This is a genomic window from Deefgea piscis (assembly GCF_013284055.1).
Classification (GTDB): Bacteria; Pseudomonadota; Gammaproteobacteria; order Burkholderiales; family Chitinibacteraceae; genus Deefgea; species Deefgea piscis.
In genome coordinates, this window is record NZ_CP054143.1 from 952,179 (window position 1) to 975,248 (window position 23,070).

Annotated in this window: 26 protein-coding genes; 13 read left to right on the forward strand and 13 right to left on the reverse strand. The window is 50.1% G+C overall.

What is annotated here, in order from left to right; translation table 11 throughout:
• The first annotated feature begins 242 nt into the window (after positions 1-242).
• On the forward strand, positions 243-1,508 hold the full coding sequence (locus HQN60_RS04605) for a mannosyltransferase family protein (RefSeq protein WP_173532555.1): 1,266 nt from the start codon (positions 243-245) through the stop codon (positions 1,506-1,508).
• A 32-nt stretch (positions 1,509-1,540) separates the two neighbouring features.
• Here the strand turns inward: HQN60_RS04605 and HQN60_RS04610 are convergent, their stop codons facing one another.
• Positions 1,541-2,281 (reverse strand): TlyA family RNA methyltransferase, encoded by a 741-nt coding sequence (locus HQN60_RS04610; RefSeq protein WP_173532556.1) that lies wholly within the window; start codon positions 2,279-2,281, stop codon positions 1,541-1,543.
• Between the two features lie 129 nt (positions 2,282-2,410).
• The gene (locus HQN60_RS04615; protein WP_254456676.1) at positions 2,411-3,148 is read right to left on the reverse strand and encodes a pseudouridine synthase; all 738 of its coding nucleotides are present in this window, start codon (positions 3,146-3,148) and stop codon (positions 2,411-2,413) included.
• A gap of 91 nt (positions 3,149-3,239) precedes the next feature.
• Between HQN60_RS04615 and HQN60_RS04620 the strand changes: the two genes are divergently transcribed.
• On the forward strand, positions 3,240-3,623 hold the full coding sequence (locus tag HQN60_RS04620; RefSeq protein WP_173532557.1) for a SirB2 family protein: 384 nt from the start codon (positions 3,240-3,242) through the stop codon (positions 3,621-3,623).
• A 60-nt stretch (positions 3,624-3,683) separates the two neighbouring features.
• Here the strand turns inward: HQN60_RS04620 and moaC are convergent, their stop codons facing one another.
• The 8 genes from moaC to moaA all read right to left on the reverse strand — a co-directional run bounded on the left by moaC (position 3,684) and on the right by moaA (position 9,960).
• Positions 3,684-4,799, reverse strand: coding sequence for a cyclic pyranopterin monophosphate synthase MoaC (gene moaC, locus HQN60_RS16490; RefSeq protein WP_444542349.1), 1,116 nt, complete (start codon positions 4,797-4,799; stop codon positions 3,684-3,686).
• A gap of 2 nt (positions 4,800-4,801) precedes the next feature.
• Positions 4,802-5,266 (reverse strand): molybdopterin synthase catalytic subunit MoaE, encoded by a 465-nt coding sequence (gene moaE, locus HQN60_RS04635; protein WP_308419428.1) that lies wholly within the window; start codon positions 5,264-5,266, stop codon positions 4,802-4,804.
• A gap of 1 nt (position 5,267) precedes the next feature.
• Positions 5,268-5,519, reverse strand: coding sequence for a molybdopterin converting factor subunit 1 (gene moaD, locus HQN60_RS04640; RefSeq protein WP_173532558.1), 252 nt, complete (start codon positions 5,517-5,519; stop codon positions 5,268-5,270).
• Between the two features lie 8 nt (positions 5,520-5,527).
• Positions 5,528-6,718, reverse strand: a complete 1,191-nt coding sequence (locus HQN60_RS04645; protein WP_173532559.1) for a molybdopterin molybdotransferase MoeA — start codon at positions 6,716-6,718, stop codon at positions 5,528-5,530.
• Between the two features lie 17 nt (positions 6,719-6,735).
• Positions 6,736-7,023 carry a helix-hairpin-helix domain-containing protein gene (locus HQN60_RS04650; protein ID WP_173532560.1) on the reverse strand — a complete coding sequence of 96 codons (288 nt, stop codon included), beginning with the start codon at positions 7,021-7,023 and terminating at the stop codon, positions 6,736-6,738.
• A gap of 27 nt (positions 7,024-7,050) precedes the next feature.
• Positions 7,051-7,560, reverse strand: a complete 510-nt coding sequence (mobB, locus tag HQN60_RS04655) for a molybdopterin-guanine dinucleotide biosynthesis protein B (protein WP_173532561.1) — start codon at positions 7,558-7,560, stop codon at positions 7,051-7,053.
• Between the two features lie 238 nt (positions 7,561-7,798).
• Positions 7,799-8,428 carry an HNH endonuclease gene (locus HQN60_RS16110; RefSeq protein ID WP_173532562.1) on the reverse strand — a complete coding sequence of 210 codons (630 nt, stop codon included), beginning with the start codon at positions 8,426-8,428 and terminating at the stop codon, positions 7,799-7,801.
• 527 nt (positions 8,429-8,955) lie between these two features.
• Positions 8,956-9,960 (reverse strand): GTP 3',8-cyclase MoaA, encoded by a 1,005-nt coding sequence (gene moaA / locus HQN60_RS04665; protein ID WP_173532563.1) that lies wholly within the window; start codon positions 9,958-9,960, stop codon positions 8,956-8,958.
• 558 nt (positions 9,961-10,518) lie between these two features.
• Here moaA and ccmA point away from each other — a divergent pair.
• From ccmA to ccmI, 9 genes are read left to right on the forward strand one after another with little or no spacing between them, the layout of a single operon-like run.
• Entirely contained in the window at positions 10,519-11,142 is a 624-nt protein-coding gene (gene ccmA / locus HQN60_RS04670) for a cytochrome c biogenesis heme-transporting ATPase CcmA (RefSeq protein WP_173532564.1), read from the forward strand.
• A complete protein-coding gene (gene ccmB / locus HQN60_RS04675; RefSeq protein WP_173532565.1) occupies positions 11,139-11,813 on the forward strand; it encodes a heme exporter protein CcmB in 675 nt (224 codons plus the stop codon). Before ccmA ends, ccmB begins: the two co-directional genes overlap by 4 nt.
• Positions 11,814-11,839: 26 nt before the next feature.
• Positions 11,840-12,613, forward strand: coding sequence for a heme ABC transporter permease CcmC (gene ccmC / locus HQN60_RS04680; RefSeq protein WP_173532566.1), 774 nt, complete (start codon positions 11,840-11,842; stop codon positions 12,611-12,613).
• Between the two features lie 8 nt (positions 12,614-12,621).
• Positions 12,622-12,831: a heme exporter protein CcmD gene (gene ccmD, locus HQN60_RS04685; protein ID WP_173532567.1), complete on the forward strand. Its 210-nt coding sequence runs from the start codon at positions 12,622-12,624 to the stop codon at positions 12,829-12,831.
• Positions 12,828-13,313 (forward strand): cytochrome c maturation protein CcmE, encoded by a 486-nt coding sequence (ccmE, locus tag HQN60_RS04690; RefSeq protein ID WP_173532568.1) that lies wholly within the window; start codon positions 12,828-12,830, stop codon positions 13,311-13,313. Before ccmD ends, ccmE begins: the two co-directional genes overlap by 4 nt.
• The gene (locus HQN60_RS04695) at positions 13,310-15,277 is read left to right on the forward strand and encodes a heme lyase CcmF/NrfE family subunit (protein ID WP_173532569.1); all 1,968 of its coding nucleotides are present in this window, start codon (positions 13,310-13,312) and stop codon (positions 15,275-15,277) included. Before ccmE ends, HQN60_RS04695 begins: the two co-directional genes overlap by 4 nt.
• Positions 15,274-15,792, forward strand: coding sequence for a DsbE family thiol:disulfide interchange protein (locus HQN60_RS04700; RefSeq protein WP_173532570.1), 519 nt, complete (start codon positions 15,274-15,276; stop codon positions 15,790-15,792). Before HQN60_RS04695 ends, HQN60_RS04700 begins: the two co-directional genes overlap by 4 nt.
• Complete coding sequence (locus tag HQN60_RS04705; protein WP_173532571.1) at positions 15,789-16,259, forward strand: cytochrome c-type biogenesis protein; 471 nt, start codon at positions 15,789-15,791, stop codon at positions 16,257-16,259. The genes HQN60_RS04700 and HQN60_RS04705 overlap by 4 nt, the downstream gene beginning before the upstream one ends.
• Positions 16,246-17,115 carry a c-type cytochrome biogenesis protein CcmI gene (gene ccmI / locus HQN60_RS04710; protein WP_173532572.1) on the forward strand — a complete coding sequence of 290 codons (870 nt, stop codon included), beginning with the start codon at positions 16,246-16,248 and terminating at the stop codon, positions 17,113-17,115. The genes HQN60_RS04705 and ccmI overlap by 14 nt, the downstream gene beginning before the upstream one ends.
• A 110-nt stretch (positions 17,116-17,225) precedes the next feature.
• Here the strand turns inward: ccmI and HQN60_RS04715 are convergent, their stop codons facing one another.
• The gene (locus tag HQN60_RS04715) at positions 17,226-17,450 is read right to left on the reverse strand and encodes a TfoX/Sxy family DNA transformation protein (protein WP_217390243.1); all 225 of its coding nucleotides are present in this window, start codon (positions 17,448-17,450) and stop codon (positions 17,226-17,228) included.
• A gap of 178 nt (positions 17,451-17,628) precedes the next feature.
• Here HQN60_RS04715 and HQN60_RS04720 point away from each other — a divergent pair, with 178 nt between their 5' ends.
• On the forward strand, positions 17,629-18,330 hold the full coding sequence (locus tag HQN60_RS04720; protein WP_173532573.1) for a phosphatase PAP2 family protein: 702 nt from the start codon (positions 17,629-17,631) through the stop codon (positions 18,328-18,330).
• Positions 18,323-19,951: a phosphoethanolamine transferase gene (locus HQN60_RS04725; protein WP_173532574.1), complete on the forward strand. Its 1,629-nt coding sequence runs from the start codon at positions 18,323-18,325 to the stop codon at positions 19,949-19,951. The genes HQN60_RS04720 and HQN60_RS04725 overlap by 8 nt, the downstream gene beginning before the upstream one ends.
• Before the next feature lie 349 nt (positions 19,952-20,300).
• Here HQN60_RS04725 and narL read toward each other — a convergent pair whose 3' ends face one another.
• Entirely contained in the window at positions 20,301-20,948 is a 648-nt protein-coding gene (gene narL / locus HQN60_RS04730) for a two-component system response regulator NarL (RefSeq protein ID WP_173532575.1), read from the reverse strand.
• Positions 20,949-20,959: 11 nt separating this feature from the next.
• Positions 20,960-22,798 (reverse strand): HAMP domain-containing protein, encoded by a 1,839-nt coding sequence (locus HQN60_RS04735; RefSeq protein ID WP_173532576.1) that lies wholly within the window; start codon positions 22,796-22,798, stop codon positions 20,960-20,962.
• Positions 22,799-23,070 lie beyond the last annotated feature (272 nt).

Sequence of the window (23,070 nt, forward strand, 5' to 3'; positions counted from 1 at the left end):
ATCTGCAGATCATTCAACCGGCCTTTTTTATAACTATCTGCAGATCAATCGATCTGCATTTTTTAACGGAACGCAGAGCAACCGATTTGCCTTTTGCGAGCGAACAACACTGCAATCTGTTGCCTTTTCAGTCTAAGCAGCCAGCCTTGCGCCTTATTTCATCAGCGACTCACATCCTTACGGCATAATTTACTGCAATAGCGCATCGACGCTAAGCCGCAACTTAAATAATGGATGAGACAATGTTAATCACCACCTTCGCGCTACTGGCATTTGTTCTGCTACTGGCCTATATCGCCTTACGCGGCGTCTATGAATTTCGCTTATCGCTTGGCGAAAGCGCTGACGAGCACATGCCGTTATTTGCGCCGCACACCAATACTTCAGCCTCTTTTCACCAACGTCATCCGATTTACGCCATTGTGTTATTGGTGCTCGGTGCGCGTTTAGCGACTTGGCTATTGGCATGGCTGTTGTTTATCTTTCGAGAAAATCAGGTGGTCGGCTTTTTTGACAGCCTCAAAACCATTTGGTGGCGCTGGGATGCGGTGCATTATCTAAATATTGCTGCTCACGGCTATGTCACCGACGCGATGCCAGAAAAGCTCAATCTGGTGTTTTATCCACTCTACCCAGCCTTGGTCGCGCTGATTGGGCTCACTGGAATACCATTGTTTGCGGCCAGCTTAATCGCCTCATTAGCCGCTTTTTGTGCTGCCTGTATCGTGCTCTATCGTTTGGTCGAGCGCGAAACGCAAAATACACAGCTGGCTTGGGATTGCTGCAAAATCTTAGTGATTTTTCCGTTCTCGTTCTTTTTTGCCATGCCGTATACCGAGAGCTTATTTTTACTGCTCACATTACTGTCATTTTGGTATTTACGCGGCGGGCATTGGCTACTTGCTGGCTTATTTGCTGCGCTGGCAGGCTTTACCCGCAATCAAGGGATTTTATTGCTGGTTCCATTTGCCGTTGAAATCCTGTTGCGCTGGCGCAATGGTGAGCTCAACCGCCCTTGGCGCGCGCTGCTAGGGCTTACCTTAGTTCCGTTGGGTTTATTGGCTTACTTAGCGATCAATCACATTGTGGCCGGCAATTGGCTGCAGTTTTTAATCTATCAACGGCAAAATTGGTCACAAAGCTTTGGCTTTATGCCCAGTAATGTCGCCAATGCCTTTAGCAACCTCGTACAAGGCGATTTAAACCTAGCGCTGGGCACTTGGTTGCCTACCGTGCTGTGCTACTTTGCCGCAATTGCCTTGCTGCTCACCAGTGGCCGGCAATTGCCACTGCCGTATTTAGCCTACGCCGCGGTGTATTTATGGGTGTCGTATTCGCCAAGCTGGTTACTATCGGGCCCACGCTACTTGATGAGCTTATTTCCACTGGTGATTGCCACCGGCATGTTGATGCAAAAAAATCGTTATTGGCATCAAGCGATAGAACTACTGATGTTATTCGGCCTAGGGTTTTTCTTGCTGATGTATATCCATTACCAAGTGTATTGAGCAGGGCTAGCAAGCTATACCCTATCAAGACATTAAATCGCCACCGCATCAATAAAAAATTCTCGATTGCCATCACCACCGGCAATCGGGCTGGCGAAATAACTGAGCACGCGAAATTGGTTTTCCGTCGCGGCGAGGCAAATTTTGGCTTCAACTTGTGGATAAAGGCTGTCATCACGAACGATGCCACCTTTACCCAAGGCCTGTGGGCCTAATTCAAATTGCGGTTTTACCAAAAACAATAATCGACCACCCACCGGTAACACTGAGCGCAATGCCGGCAACACCAAGCTCAGCGAGATAAACGATACGTCCCCCACCACTAAATCCAGCGGCGCATCAAGCGCAGAGGCAATCATGGCTAAATTTAAATGCCGCGCATTGACGCCTTCAAACTGCGTCACTCGCGCATCAATCGCCAAGCGCGGGTGTAATTGATCATGCCCTACCTCAATGCCCACCACGCGCCGCGCGCCGGACTGCAATAAGCAATCGGTAAAGCCACCAGTCGAAATCCCGACATCCAAGGCCAAACAGCCGCTGACATCCAAGCCTGCTGTGGCTAAAGCGCCCGCCAATTTAAGCCCGCCGCGTGACACATAGCGATCCAACTCATCCGGTGTGACACTGATTTGCGCCGCGGGAGACACTTTAGTCGCCACTTTATGAATTCGCTGGCCATCAACCCACACTCGTCCAGCCAAAATCATGGTTTGCGCCGCAGTGCGCGACGTGGCCAAACCCAATTCAAGCAGCCATAAATCAGCACGCATATTGATTCCAAAAAATAGATCCGCAGCGCGCTGATTAACAACGCCACAACGGATGCACTACCAATCAAAACGCCCTCTAAAAAGAGGGCGATCAGCCAACAAACGCAGCGCCAAACGCTGGCCATCCAATCAAATAAACGATTCGTCTGGGCTTAAATAGCGCCATTGGCCGCGCGGTAAATCACCGAGCAAAATCCGCCCAATCCGAATCCGCTGCAAACCGACGACTTCCAGACCAACCAGCTCGCACATCCGGCGAATCTGGCGTTTTTTACCTTCACGCAAAATAAAGCGCAATTGATCGGTATTTTGCCACCAAACCCGCGCGGGTTTGAGTTTAACGCCATCGAGCTCAAGGCCGTGATTGAGTAAACGTAAACCATCGGCTTTTAAATGCCCAGAAACGCGCACTAAATACTCTTTTTCAACTTGAGAGTTTTCGCCGATCAAGGTTTTAGCCACCACGCCGTCTTGCGTCAACACCAAAAGTCCAACCGAATCAATATCCAAGCGCCCTGCGGGCGCGAGGCCTTGATAATGCACCGGCGAAAACGGAATGCCGCTATTGTCGCCAACCCAATGGTTTTCTGGCTTAAATAACACCACCGCTGGCTCGTAGCCGTCTTCGGCTTGGCCAGAAACATAACCTACCGGTTTATTAATCAAAATCGTTGCGCGGCCAGCTTGTACTTGGGCGGCAAATTTATGCAGCTCAATCTGCTGGCTCGGTAAAATCTTTGTCCCGAGCACATCGACCACTTGGCCATCGACCAAGACCCAGCCGCGGGCAATATATTCATCGGCCTCGCGACGCGAGCATAAGCCCAATTCGGCCATGCGTTTGGATAAGCGTAGGGGTTCTTCCATAATTTTTTCTGCTAATAAAGGCCGACAATGCAACATTTTACTGTTTTAATCGTCTAGGCATAAGACCTATTCATCACATCGAGACAAAAGCATGGAATATTATCTAGGCATTAAGCACTTGCACCTGACTTTAATTGGCCTTTCTGGCCTGCTGTTCTTATTACGCGGCGTTTTAATGCTCAAGCAATCGGCAATGTTGCAACACCCCGTGTTACGCATCAGTCCGCATATTATTGACACTGGGCTGCTGATTGCCGGTTTTAGTTTGGCGCTGATGGCCGGCATGAAACCCGGCGCGCACCTATGGTTGATGGCCAAGCTGATTGCTTTGGCGCTGTATATTATTTTGGGAACCATTGCGATTAAACGCGGTAAAACCTACCGCACCCGCGTCATCGCCTTTATCGCCGCAATCGCGGTGTTTGTGTATATGATCTTCGTGGCGATCAGCAAAAACCCGATGATTTGGGCTTAAGTCGAAACGATACCCTGATTTGGGTAGCAGCCAGCGCTGCGACCCAAATCGCTCAATGACTTAAATCAGCGGCGTTGCTGCCGCAGCGTCGCCTGATTCGCTCAACCAATGCCCCGACTTACCACCGATTTTTTCCAGCAAGCGAATATCGTTCATCACCATGCCTTTATCCACCGCTTTACACATATCGTAAATCGTTAGCAGGCCAACGTTAACGGCGGTTAAGGCTTCCATTTCGATGCCGGTTTTGCCGTAGGTTTCGCAAGTGACGATGCAGCGCACCGTCGATTTTTGTCGATCAATATTAAAATCAACACTCACTTTAGTCAGCGGTAAAGGATGGCATAACGGGATTAAATCGCTGGTTTTTTTCGCCGCCATAATCGCCGCAATTCGCGCCACACCCAGCACATCGCCTTTTTTATTCGTGCCGTCTTCGATAATACGCAAGGTATCGGGCAACATCCGAATCTCGCCTTGCGCCGTGGCAATGCGATGCGTTTCGGCTTTTTTGCCCACGTCGACCATATGCGCGTCGCCCGCGCTATTAAAATGCGTTAAACCACCGGCCACTGGGATAGCTTCAACGCCAGACAAGCGCGCGGCCAATCCGGCTAAATCGTCGGGGGTATTTAAATTTGGGAAACTGCCTTCTGCAAAAGTTAAACTCACTGCCTGAATACTCTCTAACCAATCCAACATCTTTAAGCGATTACTTGATAAATGCTCAACTAAAGACGCAAGCACGCCTTTGCGTAGCAAACAAATCGTCGGGTGAATGCGGCCATCGGCGGTTTTGGCGACCACAGCTAGTGCGCCCGAGCGCTCCATTTCTGCGCGTAATTTAAGCAATAAATCCGACGGTAAAAACGGCAAATCACAAGGAACGACCAGCATCATCTCGGCTGGGGATGCCAAAAATGCCGAATGAATCCCAGCCAAAGGCCCGGGATGGCTTGGATAAACATCGCGCAGCACCGCATAACCGTAACGCGCATAATCTGGCAAATTGCGATTTGCAGAGATCAACACATGATCTACCGATACCGATTGACGCTGTAAACCCTCTAAGCACCATTCGATCAAAGGGCGGCCCGATAGCTCAACCAAGCCTTTATCGCGCCCGTCCATTCTACGCCCTTCACCACCGGCCAAGATTACCGCATCAACCATCATTATTACCCTTCCCAACGTTGCTTTGCCGTGCTGTCGGACTCGCGAGCATCAACCCAAATACTGTGGTTGGCAGTCACTTCTTTCTTCCAAAACGGCGCCTCAGTTTTTAAGTAATCCATGATATACGCATTTGCCATATAGGCAGAATCCCGATGTGCGCTGGCCGTTAAAACCAACACAATTTGCTCAGCGGGTTGCATCGGCCCCACACGATGAATCACCGTCACCGCGCCTAAGTCCCAACGGGCACGAGCCTTGAGCACAATGGCATGCAGCGCTTTTTCAGTCATTTTGGGGTAATGCTCTAGCTCTAAAGCAATCAATTCTGGCTGTGGATTCAGATCACGCACGCGGCCAACAAACATCACCACCGCCCCCACCGTAGCATCACCGGCAAGACGAGCGTACTCGGCGGCCACATCAAAATCCTGCGTTTGCACGCGTATCACATCTTGCATCTGCGTCATATCAGCCCCCCGTCACTGGCGGAAAAATCGCCACCTCAGCACCATCGCTAATCGCATCGCTCAATTGCGCCATTTCTTGATTAATTGCCACGCGAAACACTTTGCCAGTCGCCAATTCGTCGTGCCAAACACCGCCGCGCGCCGCCAATAGCGCGATTAAATCGGCCACCGTGGCGGGCGTACTGGGTAGCACTTCTTCAGCGAGCCCAAAAACTTCTTTTAAACGAGCAAAATAAACCAAATTAATCATCATTGAACCCCTTAAACCAAGGCCGACAACGGCAAGTAATTCACCGTATCACCGGCGATAATCGTTTGTCCTGCCGCCAAATCCACCAAACCATCGCCCCATACCATCGACGTCAACACGCCCGATCCTTGCCGTGGGAATAGCTCGATTTGGCCGGCTGCATTTAAACGCACTCGCAAGAACTCGCGGCGATCTCCGGCTTTTTTCCAATCAAATGCCGCGATCAGCGGCAAACTCACCGGATCAAGCGCCGTTACGCCTTGGCGCGCTAATAAGAACGGACGCACCAGCATTAAAAATGTCACCATGCTCGACACTGGATTACCCGGCAAACCAATAAAATCAGCCTCACCAATTCGGCCATGGGCAAATGGCTTGCCCGGCTTCATAGCAATTTTCCATAGATCGAGCGACCCTAGGTATTCAACTGCAGCCTTTACATGATCTTCTTCACCGACCGATACCCCACCAGAGGTGATGACCACATCGTTTTGCTCAGCAGCCATCGTGAGTAATTCAATCGTCGCTGCTCTATCGTCGGCCACAATGCCAAAATCAGTCACCGCGCAGCCCAAGGTTTGTAGCAAAGTATGTAACGCATAGCGGTTGGAGTTATAAATCTGCCCCGCCGCCAGCGGCTTACCCGGCTCAACCAGCTCGTCGCCAGTACTCAAAAGCGCCACTTTGAGTGGCGGCACCACCGGCAAAGTCGGGCAACCGATCGACGCCACCAAGCCGATCTCTGCCGCGCCCAAACGCGTTCCGGCAGTTAACACCACCGATTGCGCGGCAATATCCTCACCGGCGCGGCGAATATTCGCGCCATTTTTGAGTAGCATCGTCACCGTGACTCGGCCATCGTTCACCGTGCAAACCTCTTGCATCGCCACCGCATTAGCGCCAGCCGGAATCGGTGCTCCGGTAAAAATCCGGGCCGCCTCACCGACCGCGAGTGCCTGCCCTACTTCACCCGCTGCAATGCGCTGGCTCAGCAAAAAATCGGCTGGCGGGGAGTTAAAATCGGCGATATTAAGCGCATATCCATCCATCGCGCTGTTATCAAAACCGGGCACCGCCAACGGCGAAATCACGTCGTGCGCCAAAACTCGGCCATTGGCCGCTAATAAATCCAAATGTTCAAACTCGCGCACTCGGCGCGCTGCGGCCAGTAAGTTCGCCAAGGCAGTCGCAAAATCCAGCATAAAAACTCCAATCAGTATTAAATTTTAAAACTGCGTTTGCGCTCAGCAGTAAACGCCCACCACGGCTGCGGCGCTTCGCCGGCCATAAAGCGCGTAATTGAGATCAACACATCGAGCACACAAGGATCTTGCCGCACGCCCGTGACATCACATAGCGCCAGATACAATTCATACGGACTGCGCCCAATTAATTGCGTGGCCTCGGTAATGCCCAGCAACTGCAAATCTTTTGCCAACGCCGGGCCGATATTAGGTAAATCTGTCAGTTGATTTAAGCGATTTCGATCGACTTTACTCGGATTCATGCCGCACTCACTCTGCTAGATTTGTACTCAAACGCCGCGTGATTCGCTTGAAAAAAAAGCATAAATAAACTGCGCCAATGCCGGCACATCATTCAAATCCAGATGGGGTATTGCCTGCTGAAGCTCGCTGTCTGTCGCAATCGCGACAATACTGGCATGATCTGGATACAGCAGCGGCTTGCCATTGGCCTCGCGCCAGATTTCTATTTTGGGGATTTCTTCCGATTTAAAGCCTTCTAACAAGGTCAAATCAGCCGGTGCCAGCCGCGCAATTTGCTCAGCCAATGTGGGCTCAGCCGCACCGCGTAGTTCGTGCACAATGGCATAGCGAAACGGCGACACCACCATCACCTCACCTGCGCCTGCCGAGCGAAACCGCGCACTATCTTTACGCGGCGGCTCTAGCTCCAAATCATGATGCGAATGCTTAATCACATTCACCCGCCAACCCAGCTGAGCGAGTTCCGGCAGCAATGCTTCAATCAAGGTGGTTTTACCCGAACCGGAATAACCAGTAATACCGAGGATGTGGGTCATATCGCTCACTTTCAGTATTTAAATTTAATATAATCACCGTCATTCATTCCAGATAGATTTACGTCTGAATGAACAATTCATTGGCCATTTATTTGCAATCGACAGCGACTCATACATTGTCCAACACAGAGTCCGACTTCGAGCCCAAGGTAAATAAATGGTGCTTTTTTCTGAATTTTCGAAACGAAAGTCTCGCGCTAAACGTTGGGCTGCATTTCATTTAGCCCAACCAACGTATTTATTGATTAAACACTTCTTTGAGTTTCTCAATGGAAAGTGCAGGGGTAGTTCTATGAATCACTGCATGACAATTTGCACAGACTGGCCGCATATCTTTAATCGGATCAACCACATAACTACTTTTCACCTCTGACAATGGAACAAGATGGTGCACATGAATAAATAATCGCCCAATTTCGCCATATGTTTTTTCAAAGTCAAATCCGCAAATTACACATTTAACCCCATAATGTTGAATACATTGTCGTCTAGCTTCAGAGCTCCTTTCATAAAAATTTACTGCAATTTTTTTTATCGCACCTTCTGTATATTTTTCTGGCTCTGTGATCTCTTCTGTAAAAAGAACTTCCATCACATTATGGCCTGAAGCAATTCTATACATACCGTGACCAACTCTTAAAAACTTGCCTTCCTTTTTTAATGAGTTATATCCCGCAGCTTGAGGACAATAGTCTTCCATTTTTCGTTGAATAGTTTGCCGAAATGACTTTGCATCTTGATAATTGTCTGGAATTTCTCCATCGCAGTACTCTTCCAAAACTTTATCTTGGATTGTCTTAGCACGAGCTTCACCACCGAGATCAAAAAGCGCTTTCTCTATGTCTGTAATATTTACAATATATTTCATGTAGATCTCCTGAATTAAACGTGTGCAAATGTAATATTAATATGGAGAATTTATCGCATTCACCCATACTAAGTAGTGCTTCACATTTCATATTCATTTAAATACATCACATAACAATAAAACCGACCACACTATCTAATCTCTCAACTAAGCACACCACTGGTGGCATCATGGTTTTCCATCCCGTTTAAGCGCACCGAGGGCGAAGCGAGACGAACGGTTTTTCGTTTGGCTCGCGACAATCGAGGGCATCGGGGACCGATGCGCGCTCGGGGCTCCTTTTCTTTCGTCTCTTTCTTTTGGAGAAGCAAAAGAAAGAGACCTGCCGCGCGGCAGCCCGCGCACCCAAACCACCGTGCCGCAGGCACATAAACCTCCACAACTAACTCACCGCAAACACCAGCCCAAAACAGGCACACTTCTCAAAACATCAAACAAAAAAATCGGACAAGGCCTGCGCCTTATCCGACCTACATACCACCGTATATCACTACAACCATTATCTACCAATGGCCACAGAGTAATACCTAGCCACCCGTTTGCGACATAAAGCGGATAATCTTACCGGGCTGCTCTTTAAACTCATGTTTTTCGGGTTTTAACTCAATCGCATGCTGCAAGGCGGCAAGGATTTCTTCATCCGTCGCGCCACCGCGCAATAAGGGCGCGAATTCAAATTTTTCTTCTTGGCCCAAACACATATACAAAGTGCCGTCGACCGACAAACGCACTCGATTACACGTGGCACAAAAATGCTGTGAAATGGGGGTGATAAAACCAACTCGGCCACTGCCGTCTTGCGTTTGCCAGTAGCGTGCTGGTCCGCCGCCCAATTCAGCCACTTCAGGAATCAGATCAAACTGCGACACCAATTGCTCACGGATGGGATTCAAATCCATATATTGGGCATTGCGACCCGTATCGCCCATCGGCATGGCTTCGATTAAGCGCAAAATAAAGCCATTTTCGAGACAAAAAGCCACCATACGTTGAATTTCATGCTCGTTCACGCCGCGCATGGCAACCATATTGAGCTTGATCGGCGCAAAGCCTGCGGCCTTGCCTGCCATAATTCCGGCCATAATCGCGTCGAAACTATCCCGACCGGTGATGGTATTAATACAGCCCTTATCCAGTGAATCCAGACTAACATTGATGCGCTTAACGCCGGCTGCTTTGAGCGCCACCGCGTGTTTACCCAGCTGAGTGGCATTGGTCGATAAAGACAAGTCTTCAACGCCAGGTAAAGCGGCTAAACGCGCGGCCAATTCTGGCAAATTGCGGCGTAATAAAGGCTCGCCGCCGGTTAAACGAACTCGCGATACCCCCGCTTTGGCAAAGATGCCAACTAAGCGGGTCATTTCATCAAAGTTGAGCCAGTTTTTCGGCTCTTCGTAATCGTCAAAACCTTTAGGCAAACAGTAATTGCAGCGTAAATCGCAGCGATCGGTGACCGACAGCCGCAAATAACGTATGGCACGGCCAAATCGGTCTTGCAAAGCGGTCGAACTCGATAAGGTGGACGTTGACATATTTTTCCTTTTAACTTCAGCAAGTTAATTGCACGAGGCTCGCACGGTATATTGACTTAGTCGAGCGATAGGCATCGTTCTGACAGTGTAGTCAAAGCAATCACTCAAAGCGCAATTTTGCTGATGTAGATAGCCTCAATGACGGCGGCAAAACCGATAAAACGATTAGGGTCTGTTGACGTTTGGTTTGCCAACCGCGTTTGTGCGGATTTTGGCCTGAGGCAAGGCACGAAGCGCGTAGCGTAGTCATTCTACGCCAGCGCTTTGTAACGCAGCATCAGGCCAAAAGCCGCCAAACCCTGCGGGCTGGGTGCTTTTCGCGGCGACCCTGCGTTGTAGCAAGCTCACATAGAATGACTATGCGTCGCTTACTACGCCTTGATTCGCCGCGAAAAACACTCCAGCGCGGCGGCAAACCAAACGTCAACAGCCCCTAAGCACTATAAAATACTTTTTTTAATCTGCTGATTGTATTAAGGACTACCTCTTTGGAGGTGGACCGAGATAGAACCAAATACCCGCCTGTAATAAACAGTGAGTCCGTATACTACTAAGCCTATGATTTTAATCGACCAAATTGCTGCGCAGCGCGGTGATCGCCCTCTTTTTTCGGATCTGTCTTTAGCCCTTCACGCAGGGGACTGCATTCATTTGCGCGGCGAAAACGGCATCGGTAAAACCAGTTTACTTAAAATGCTGGCGGGTCTGTCTCAGCCTGATCAAGGGCAGATTTTGTGGCAAGGGCAAGCGCTGACTGAGCTTGGCGACGACTACCACCGCCAGCTGCATTATTTAGGGCATAAAGATGCGCTGAAAGACTTGCTCAGTCCATATCAAAATTTACATTGGGCGGCGAAAATCGCAGGAAATCCACTATCAGAGGCGGCAATTTTGCACACTTTGGCCAAAGTAGGCTTATTGCAGCAATGTGATCTACCGGTGCGTAGCTTGTCGCAAGGGCAAAAAAAACGCGCCGCCTTAGCCAGATTGCTCGCCACGCCACGGCCTTTGTGGTTGCTCGACGAGCCATTTGTCGCGCTCGATACGGCGGCACAAAGCGAGCTAGGAGAGTGGATTAATACACATTGCCAGCAAGGTGGGCTTGTTATTTTAACTTCACACCAGAAATTACCCTGCACAATCAAAAAGATAAGCGAGTTCACCCTCACGAGGCCGGTATGAGTAGCTGGGCTTTTTTCTGCACGGTCATCCGGCGGGATTTATTTTTGGCTTGGCAACAGCGCGGGGATTTATTGGTCGGGCTGGTGTTTTTTGTCTTGGTGGCTTGCTTGTTTCCTTTGGCGATTGGCCCTGAGTCCAAATTATTAACGCGCATTGGCCCCGGTGTTTTATGGGTTGCCGCCATTTTGGCCAATTTGCTGGCCTTACCGCGGTTATTTCAAGCCGATTGGCAAGACGGTACGCTCGAGCAATTACTGCTCGCCCCCGCGCCAGCGAGCATGATGGTGGCCGGCAAAATTGTCGCCCATTGGTTAACCACCGGTGTGCCGCTCACCCTCATCGCCCCTTTACTCGGTGTGCAATACGGCTTAAGTAGCGATTTATTGCTGATGTTAATGGCGACCTTATTTATCGGCACGCCGGTACTGAGCGCGCTGGGCAGTATTGGCGCGGCGCTGACTTTAGGCGTACGCCAAGGCGATATGCTTTTGGCATTATTAGTCTTGCCACTGTATGCGCCAGTGCTTATTTTTGGCAGTGGCGCGGTAGCAGCCGTCGCTGGTGGCTTAAATGGCTATGCCGAGCTTTCTTTATTGGCGGCAATTGCTTGCGGAGCACTGTTTTTAGCGCCGTGGCTAGCGGCAATGTCGATCAAATTGGCGGTGGAATAATGCCCCATTCAAATCCTAGGACTGCAATGAAACCGAATACCGATGGGCCACGTTGGCTCAATATTTTTCATTTTGCTTCGCCGTATCAGTTTTACCCTTTAGCCGGTCGATTGATTCCACTGTTTGCTACGCTGGCGACGCTATTGGCCATGGCAGGTCTGTGGTTGGGATTTGCGATTGCACCGGCTGATGCCCAGCAAGGTGAAGGTTATCGGATTATTTTCTTGCACGTGCCGACCAGTTGGATGGCGATGCTGATTTATGTGGCAATGGCTTTTTGGTCGGTGATGCATTTGATTTTACGCACACGGTTATCGGCGATGATGGCGCAAGCCTTGGCGCCGACGGGCGCTTTAATGGCGTTTTTATCGCTATTGACCGGCGCGCTATGGGGCAAGCCGATGTGGGGAACATGGTGGGTTTGGGATGCACGGCTAACGTCGATGTTGCTGCTGTTTTTCCTGTATCTGGGTTTTATCGCCCTCACCCGCAGTATTGATGAGCCCGATCGCGCAGATAAAGCCGGCTCGGTACTGGCGATTGTTGGCGTGTTTAATGTGCCGGTGATTTATTTCTCAGTGAAATGGTGGAATACGCTACATCAAGGCGCGTCGATTTCAATGGAAAAAGGCAGCACCATGGCCAGCACCATGCTCATTGCCATGCTGCTGATGTCGCTGGCGGCGTGGATGTATTCAATCACCACCACGCTCAGCCGAGTGCGTAATTTGATTTTGCAACGCGAAGCACGCACACGCTGGGTGCAAGAATTACTCGCCATTCCAGCGAATAAAGCCTAGGAGTTGCTATGTATTGGAATAATTTAAGTGATTTTATCGCCATGGGAAACCATGGGGTATATGTATGGGGCTCTTTTTTTGCATGTGCCGCAGCCTTATGCCTAGAGTGGGTATTAATTAAATCCCAGCGCCGCAGCATTGTGCGGCAAATACGCCGAGCGGCGACGATTCAACACATCAACCAAAAACCACCCGCAGTCAGCAAGGATGCATCATGACCCCCAGACGTAAACGCGCCGCATGGATTATCGGCGCGCTCATTGCATTGAGCTTAGTCACTTTTTTTGTTGTGAACGCGTTCCGACAAAATCTAGTTTTCTTTTATTCGCCGACGCAAATTATCGCCGGTGAAGCGCCACAAAATAGCGCATTTCGCGTTGGCGGCATGGTGGCCGAAAACAGCCTGGCGCGTGCTGCCGATGGCGTAACCATGCAATTTATCATCACCGATACCGCGCAAAATATCCCCGTGCAATATCGCGGCATCTTGCCGGATTTATTTAAAGAAGGTAAAGGCGTGGTCGCGCAAGGGCGCTGGGAAAATGGCACGTTTATCGCCAGCGAAGTACTCGCCAAACATGACGAAAACTATATGCCGCCCGAAGCGCAAGAAGCGGTCAATCAAGCGCATATCACGGCAGCCAACAACAAAACCCACTCGGCAAGCCAAGCCTCACAGCACAATAAGGAAGCACAATGATTGGTGAACTCGGTAGCTTTGCGCTGATCTTGGCGCTGCTGGTGGCGATTGCCCAAGGCACACTCGGTATTTGGGGTGGTATTCATAATAATTTGCCGCTGATGCGCGTTGCGCGTCCGGCGGCGGTCTTGCAGTTGCTGCTCACCAGCATCGCCTTTGCGCTGTTGGCAACGGCTTTTTTGCAAGACGACTTTTCGATTCGTTATGTAGTTCGACAATCCAATAGTCTGTTGCCGGTGTTTTATAAATTCGCCGCAGTTTGGGGTGGCCATGAAGGCTCGCTGTTATTGTGGGTATTGATGCTGGCAGGCTGGGGTGCGGCGGTCGCCGTGTTTGCAAAAAACTTGCCCTTATCGGTGCAAGCCTTGGTCGGCGGCGTTTTAGGCTGGATTGGCTCGGGGCTGTATTTATTTATTTTATTCACCTCCAACCCATTTATTCGCCAACTGCCGGCGGCGGCTGATGGTGCGGATTTAAACCCACTCTTGCAAGATTTAGGGCTGATTTTCCATCCGCCATTGCTGTATATGGGTTATGTCGGTTTTTCGGTGGCGTTTGCTTTTGCCGTGGCCGCGCTGATTTCCGGGCGCTTAGATGCCAGCTGGGCGCGTTGGAGTCGACCATGGACTTTGGCCGCTTGGGTTTCGCTGACTTTGGGCATTATGCTCGGCAGCGCTTGGGCGTATTACGAGCTGGGTTGGGGCGGCTGGTGGTTTTGGGATCCAGTCGAAAACGCATCATTTATGCCGTGGTTAGCCGGTACCGCCTTGATTCATTCTTTAGCCGTGGCCGAAAAGCGCAATGCCTTTAAGCATTGGACGGTATTGCTGGCGATTGGCACGTTCTCATTGTCATTACTCGGCACCTTTTTAGTTCGCTCCGGCGTTTTAACCTCAGTACATGCTTTTGCCACCGATCCGGCGCGTGGCTTGTTTATTCTGATTTTCTTGTGCTTGGTGATTGGTACTTCATTGGCGCTGTACGCTTGGCGTGCGCCGCTACTGGAAGGCGGTGGCGCATTTAGCTGGCGCTCTCGCGAGGCTTTATTGCTGGCCAATAATGTAATTTTGGTGGTTGCTTGCTCAACGGTGTTTCTAGGCACGCTCTACCCATTGCTGATTGATGCGCTGGGGCAAGGCAAACTCTCGGTTGGCCCACCGTATTTTAATAGCGTGTTTATTCCACTGATGATGCCGGCGCTCATCCTTATGGGATTGAGTGGCACGGTGCGCTGGAAATATCAAGACGCGCATACTTTATGGTTGGCGATTCAATTGCCGTTGATATTGGCCTTGGTCGGCGGCGCTCTCTTGCCACTCTTGTGGGGTGAATGGCGTTGGGGTGTGGCGCTAGCACTGGCAGTAGCGCTATGGATTGCGCTCACCGCAGCGCGCGATTGGAGCTTACGTTTAATCAGCTATCACCGGCAAGGTGGTTCTTGGTGGCAAGCGCTGTGCAAAGTGCCGGCGGCATTCTCGGGCATGCATATTGCCCATCTGGGGATGGCGGTGTTTGTGGCTGGGGTGACGATTGTATCGAGCTACGAGCACGAAGATGATTTACGCATGACCATGGGCGATACACATCCAATCTCGGGTTATACCTTGCGCTTTGACGCGGTGAACTCCGAGCGCGCGAGTAATTATTCGGCTTTAGTTGGGCGATTAACGCTGAGCAAAAATGATCGCGTCGAAAGCGTGTTACTGCCAGAAAAACGGCAGTATTTCTCCAGCCAAATGCCAATGACTGAAGCGGCGATTCATCACACGCCAATTAAAGATATTTATGTTTCCCTCGGCGAGCCTTTGGGCAAAGATCCGTTTAAAGACGACTGGTTAATCCGCGTTCACTACAAACCACTGGTGGGCTGGATTTGGTATGGCTGCATTTTAATGGGCTTAGGCGGCATCATTGCGCTGAGTGATCGTCGTTACCGGCAAAAAAAATGGGGTAAAACAGCATGAAACGCTACCTACCCCTGATGATTTTCTTTGGTTTGGCAGTGCTGCTAGGGATTGGGTTAACGCTCAATCCGCGTGAACTGCCTTCAGTATTAATCGGCAAACCTGCACCACATTTTGAGCTAGATCGGCTCGATAAGCCCGGCCAATTTTCGCCAAGCGAGCTACAAGGCAAGGCGTGGCTACTGAATGTATGGGCCTCATGGTGTAGCGCCTGCATTCAAGAGCACCCAGTGCTCAACGAGATTGCGCAATCATACGACTTCCCGATTGTTGGTTTGAATTACAAAGACCAAGATCGCGATGCCAAAGATTGGCTGGCGCTACGCGGTAATCCATATAAAGTCGTCGTTGCCGATCGTGAAGGCCGCGTTGGCGTGGATTATGGCGTGTACGGCGTACCAGAAACCTTTGTGATCGATAAAGCCGGTCGCATTGTGTACAAACACATCGGTCCAGTCACCCAGCAAGTATTTAAAGACAAACTCTTGCCCGAGCTCCAAAAGGCCCAACGATGAAACGCTCTTTTTACTGGCTAATGCCAATATTATTGGCGCTCTCGCTGACGGTGTCGGCCAAAACAGCCTCATCGATGACCAGCAACCCCAATGCCGAAGCGCGGCTGGTTGAATTATCTGCCGAATTGCGTTGCCTCGTGTGCCAAAACGAAAGCTTGGCCAGTTCGCAAGCACCATTAGCAGAAGACTTGCGCCGCGAAGTGCGCGAGCAAATAGCTCTCGGCAAAAATAACTCAGAAATCATTAGTTATCTGACTGATCGCTACGGTGACTTTGTGACCTACCGGCCGCCCTTTAAAGCGCGCACTTTCTTACTGTGGCTATTGCCACCCGCGCTATTGATGATCGGCTTAATTTTATTGTGGCTGCGCCTGCGCCGCGTTTCGCCGCCAGCAGCAAAAACCGACGCCGATGCGATCAAAGCATTACAACAAGAATTTGATGGGAAGAATCATGACCGCGACTAATATTGGCATTTTCACTTTACTGTGCGCGCTGCTCATTGTCCTTTGCTTATTGATGCTACTCTGGCCTTTATTGCGTGGCCGCTCCGCTGCCGGCGATATTCGTCGTTCACGCTATGCTTTGCATGCCACAATTTTAGAAGAGCTCGACGATGATTTGCGCAATGGCCGTTTAAGCCAAGATGATTTTGAGGCCGCAAAACAAGAAGCCGAAGCGCGGCTGGTGGCCGAAGTGGGTCGGGCCGATGCCAGCAGCGCGCAGCAAAAAACCCTGCCAGCAAACAAAATTGCTTTGATTCTCGCCATCGTCTTACCACTGGCGGCCGCTGGGCTGTATTTTAAAATCGGCACGCCTGCGGCGCTCGATCCAAGCACCCATCAAAGCCCCAATATTGGCCCAGCCGAAGTCGATAGCATGGTGAAAAAACTCGAAGCCCGAATGGCACTCGAGCCCAATGATACGGCAGGCTGGTTGATGCTGGCGCGCAGCTATCGCGCACAAGCTCGCTATGCTGAGGCCGCCCAAGCGTATGAAAAATCATGGCCTTTGCTCGAAAAAGACCCTGGCGAGCTAGCCCGTTTTGCCGGGGTATTGGCGATTGAAAACAATGGTTTTACCGGACGACCGACTGAGCTATTGGTGAAATCACTGGATTTAAATGCCAGCGAACCTGATGCGCTGATGCTAGCGGGCAGCGCCGCCGTTGAGCGTGGGGATTATGCTTCGGCAATCCGGTGGTGGAAGCAATTATTGGCTTTACTCGATCCGGGCTCAGAAGACGAAGTCTGGCTCCAAGGTGAGATTCGTACATTACAAGATCGCCAAGCCTCTAGCCCCACCGCTGCGGCCCACCCCTAAATAGTTTGAGTTCTACTTCAATGGCATAGCCGCGACGCTGTGCCATTTTTTTTGCCAAAGCCCCAAATTCATCGACGGTTTACTTTGGCTGGGGTGCGATTCCCATATCATCAAGCCGCAGCAAAATCTCGGTTTTTCGTTGCTGCTTTATCTCTTGCCAAGACACATCTGCTTGCGCCCCAAGCAGGGCGTACAACAGGCACCACTTGCCGCAACTGCGCGTACACCTCAAAGGCATCGGCTTGGCGCAATTGCTGCGCGGTGTGAATACCGATTTTCGCCAACATCACTCGACTTTTTGGGCCAAGCCCCTTGAGTTGATCAACCGATTCCATTGCGTCCCCTCCCACATCAATACATGGTCCTGCCAAATATTCTTACGCAGTAATTAAAAACTACAGCAGCCTGTAAACCCGACATATTTGGATACAATATTTTTATGACACGCCGGTAACAGTATCGCTACACTAAGCGCCTCTTACTTTGCCAAGCTTGGCTGCCAGCCAAATAAATATGCGTCAGCGTCTCCCATTTTTACCATGGCACTGGCTTATTGCCCTTCTAAGTGGCGTATTTCTCGCGCTGATTTATCCACAAACGCAATGGGATCATGCGCTGATCGCGCCGTATTTTGATTCACTGCAACAGCGTTTTTTCCTCAAAGACCACCCATTTCTAACCCAATTTATGCATCAAGGTTTAAAAGACCTGATGATTTTACCTGCGCTCATCTTGCTCGCAGCATGGGCGGCGAGCTGGAAATACCCAAAACTGCAAACCCATCGCCGGCGGATTGGCTGGACTTTATGCGGTATGGGGCTGGCAGCGCTGACCATCTCGATTTTTAAATCTTTCAGCAATCATGCTTGTCCGTGGGATTTAAGTCTTTACGGCGGCTATGCCGCTGAAATTCCTTTATGGGGCGCACTGCCTGCCGGCGCTAAACCCGGGCAATGTATGCCCGGTGGTCATGCATCGGGTGGTTATGCTTTGTTGGCGTTTTATTTTGGCTTACTCGATCTGAATCGACGCTGGGCTTATGTTGGCTTAGCCGCAGGTTTAATCTTTGGCACTGCCATGGGCTGGGCGCAAATGATGCGCGGCGCACACTTTTTGTCGCACAATTTATGGACGTTGTGGACGATCTGGGTGGTTTTATTACTTTGGTACTGCGTATGGCCCCCTGTACGCCAAATGGAATCAACGCATGTTTAAATTTAAAGCTTTAACCAGTGAAAAACTCAGTTTGATTGCTGCGCTATTTTTTGTTTTTGCCTGCAATAGTGTTTTTTGGCAGCAGCTGTATACGATACAAAACCCGAGTACCGCTGCCGGTTGGCTGTTTATGCTGGTTGGCGCGACCTTTTTAATTTTGGTGCTCAATCTGATATTCACACTGCTGGCACTACCCTACGTTCTGAAACCCGTGTTAACGGTATTGCTCTTGATTACCCCAGTAGTGGTGTATTTTATGTCGCAATTTGGCATCATGATTAACGGCGGCATGCTGCGTAATGCCGCACAAACCAATCTAACTGAAACCTTAGATTTACTCACCCTAAAAATGGCGCTGTATTGGCTGGTTTTAGGTGGTTTACCCCTGTATTTGCTGTGGAAAACGCCAATTCAATATCGACCATTGCGCCGCGAAGCCATGGTTAAAACCAGTGTGATTGTGGGCAGTATTGTGCTGCTGTTACTGGTGAGCTTGGGCTTTTATAAAGAGTTTGCTTCGGTGTTTCGCAATAACCGCGAATTGCGTTTTTTAATTACGCCAATGAATTTTATCCAAGCTAGCTCTAATTATTTAAAACACAGCGTGAATATCAAACCCATTGTCGTTGCCGCAATTGGTACCGATGCCAAATATACGCCGCTACCGCAAAGTCGCCCTAAACTCACTATTATCGTCGTGGGTGAAACCGCCAGAGCGGCTAATTTTTCACTCAATGGCTATGAACGAGAAACCAATCCGCGGCTTAAACAACAAGCCGGCTTGATTAATCTGCCACAAGTGAGCTCGTGTGGTACCGATACCGCCGTTTCGCTGCCGTGTATGTTCTCTAAATTTGGCAAAGACAATTACAGCGAAAAACAAGCCAAAAGCCACCAAGGTTTGCTCGATGTGGTGCAAAGAGCCGGTTATCAAGTACTGTGGCGCGACAATCAATCGGGCTGCAAAGGCACCTGTGATCGCGTGCCCAATGAAAGCATGATCGCAACCGCCGACCCAAAACTCTGCAAAGATGGCGAATGCTTGGATGAAGCCCTACTCACTGGGCTGCAAGACAAAATCGACGCCCAACAGCAAGACGCGGTGATTGTGCTGCATATGATGGGCAGCCATGGTCCGGCGTATTTCAAACGCTATCCACCGGCTTTTGCCAAATTCCAACCAACCTGTAATGACAAACAGCTTAACCGTTGCAGCCGTGAACAAATTCTCAATAGCTACGACAATTCGCTGCTGTATACCGATTATGTATTGTCGAGTGTGATTGATCTATTGCGCAAAAACAGCAATCGCGTGGATACCGCCATGATGTATCTGTCTGACCACGGCGAATCACTTGGCGAGAATGGCCTATACCTACATGGTGCGCCGTATATGCTGGCGCCAAGCGAGCAAACGCATGTGCCTGCCATGCTGTGGCTATCGCCTGAATTTGCCCAACAAGCCAAGATCGACTTAGGTTGCATGCAAAAGAAAGCGGGCCAAGCGTATTCGCACGACAATCTATTTCACTCGACCTTAGGCTTGCTCGACATTAAAACGTCGCTGTATCAAACCGAGCTCGATTGGTTCGCCTCGTGCAAAGCAAAAACCGCGCAATAAATGCGCGGCGGCTTAGGGTGAATTGATGAAGATAGATCTCATGCTGTGCCGCGCTCGTTGGTCTGGGGCTTAAATACCCGTCCAAGCGCACCGAGTGAGGAGAGAGACAAACGGCTTTACCGTTTGGCTCACGATCGATCGAGGGCACAGCGGAGCTGGGCGCGCTCGGGTCGCCTTCTTTTGCTTACTTTTCTTGGCGACGCAAGAAAAGTGAGTCCCCGTCGCGGACTGCGACTGTAAACAGCCATGCCGCAGGCACTTAAACCCATCAACACGCCATCTGAATACTATCGCTTTTTATTAGGTATTTAATCAAAAAGCATATAAAGCATGCTCTGCATTTATATACCTACTTAATACCCAGCTCCACCGCCCAAATAGCCGCTTCAAGGCGTGAACGAAAGCTGAGTTTTCTGAGCAAGCTTTTTACGTGCACCTTGACCGTGCCCTCGGCAATGCCGAGCTCACGGCCAACTAATTTATTCGATAGTCCATGCGCCAAGCACACTAAGATTTCGCGCTCGCGATCAGTGAGAGACGCCAGCATCGCATTGCGCTCGCTGCCATCGTCTTCCCGTAAAGCCAAAGCCAAAGCACGACCTAAGCGTTCTGGAATCGCCATTTGCCCATCAAGTGCTTCGGCCAAACGCGCGACGATTTCTTCTGGCTCCATGTCTTTTAATAAATAGCCATCCGCACCAGCTCGCACCGCAGCGACCAAGTCGGATGATTGATCCGACACGGTGAGCATCACAATACGCGAATCAATATCCAGCTCCTTCATCGCGCGCAGTGTGGCAATGCCGTCCATGCCTTTCATATTCAAATCTAAAATCACTAAATCCGGATTATGTTCTTGCACTAAGACCAAGCCCTCAGCGCCACTCGCCGCTTCGCCCACCACGACAAATCGTGGATCGAGAGCCAAAAGTTGCACCACACCTTTACGAAATAGCGGGTGATCATCGATTACGATGACATTAAATTGTTCGTTCATTTTCTCGATTCTCAAGTCGGTTGCGTTGAATTGGACGCCGCAAACGGCGTAGTCGGAATAAAGCGTAGTTCTATCAGTGTGCCACAGGGTTCACGGCGTAAAAATTGTAATTCGCCATTTAAATTCGTCGCGCGATCGCGCATGATGCCCAAACCATAATGCTGCTTACGCTCAGGATGATTAGCCAACCCGACGCCATCATCGGCGATTTTGACCACAATCTGCTCATCTTCCCAAGCCAAACTCACCCAAGCATGCTGCGCTTCGGCATGGCGCTCTATATTGACCAAGGCTTCACGCACAATTTGCAAAATATGAATTTCTTCATGCGCCGCCAATTCAACACCGAGCAAACGATTATCAAGGCTAATGCTGTGCTGTGCTCGATCGACAAATTCACTGACGGTTTTTTCCAACGCTTCGGTTAAACCACGCTCGTTCATTTGTAAGCGAAAGGTATTAAGTAGCTCACGCAATTGCCGATAGGCGCCGTTTAAGCCTTCACGTAGTTCAAACAATGCCGCATTCGCAGTGTCACTGCGCTGCGCTTCAGGAAACTGATTTTGCAAACGCACCACTTGGATTTTTAAATACGATAGCGATTGCGCCAATGAGTCATGCAACTCGCGCGCAATCACACTGCGCTCATCATGCAGTGCCAAGCGATGTAAATCTTGTTTGCGCTTGGCATTGGCCAGCGCCGTACCAATTTGCCGCGCCACGGCTTCGAGCAACTGTTGCTGCCAATCGAGCAAGGCCTGCTGCGTTTTGAGCTGAATCGGCATAATGCCGTAATTGTTAATGCCATCGGTAAGCTGAAACACTGGGGTGTTATTCGACTGCGCCGGCGCATTCACCCCTTCAACGCAGTTGGCACAATCATTTTTGTCGCAACTTTCAGCTGCGGTGCTCGGCATTAAAGCTAGCCGGAAAGCTTGGGGTGCTTGTTCGGTTTCGGTAAGACAAATCGCCGCATGCTCCAACTCGATTAAAGCGCCAACATCCACTAAAACCTGATCAAATGTCGCCTGATTTGGCTCTTGGTCTGACAATAACTGCTTGGTGCTATACAGCAGCTCTAGACTGCGCTGATTTTGCGATAAAGCTTGGGTTTTTTCCGCAACGCGCGCTTCAAGCACTTCGATGCCCAGCGCCAGCTCAGCCACCATATGATTCATCGCTTGGCCCAATAGCGTAATTTCACCAGCGCCGTCTTCAGGGGCTTGTACGCTGAAATCCCCTTGTTTGATTTTTTCGGCCGCTGCAGCCATTGCGACTAAAGGCCGAGTCACTCGCCGCGTGAGCCACAATAAAGTCAGCACAAAAACAATCGCCATACTGCCCATCGCAATCCATTGAATCTGCCCCAACCACTGTAGTCGCGCCTCGTGTTTGGCTTCTATTGCTTGCACATAGGTATCAATTAAATCAACAAAATGCACCGCTCTAGAGAGCAAATTATCATCGGTATGCGGTGAGGCTAAAATGCCTTTGACCTCAGTACGCCAGGCGTTTTCTAACTGATCATACGCATAGCGAACAGAGTCAGTCGGGTCGGTCGATAGGTTTTTGAGTAATTCGGGGCCATATAAATCGCGCTCAAACTCTTGGACTGCTTGCTGCAATGCCGGCATATTGCTCGAGACGTGCGATGGCGAAGCCAAATGGGTGGCCACGATCAGATAGGTTTGCTTGCGCAATGAGCCCGCGACATTGATCGCTGTGCCCTCTCCTGTCGAATACACCACGGTAACCCAACTTAAAAACAAAGCTAAAAAAGCGGGCAAAACCATAAAAAGCAAGGCTTGTGTAATAAACCGCAAGATTGACGCTTGCCGAAAATAATTCATGATGCGCAAAAACCATACCTCCAAATTTCCATGCTCACGATAGTGCGGCGATTCAACAGCAAAAACAATCGTTGATCGGCACAATAATTCACACGAAGCAAGCGCGCTGCGTCTTGATAGCAAGGCTGGTCATGCCGAGTTGACCAGCAAAACTCGAGTACACCACGCCACCCCGCTTTAGGCAACCTAGCCAAACTATCGGCCTACCCCTAAAGCAATACGTCAATTGCAAAAGAAAAACCCTACCCCCTAAAGGGCATTGTCTGCATAAG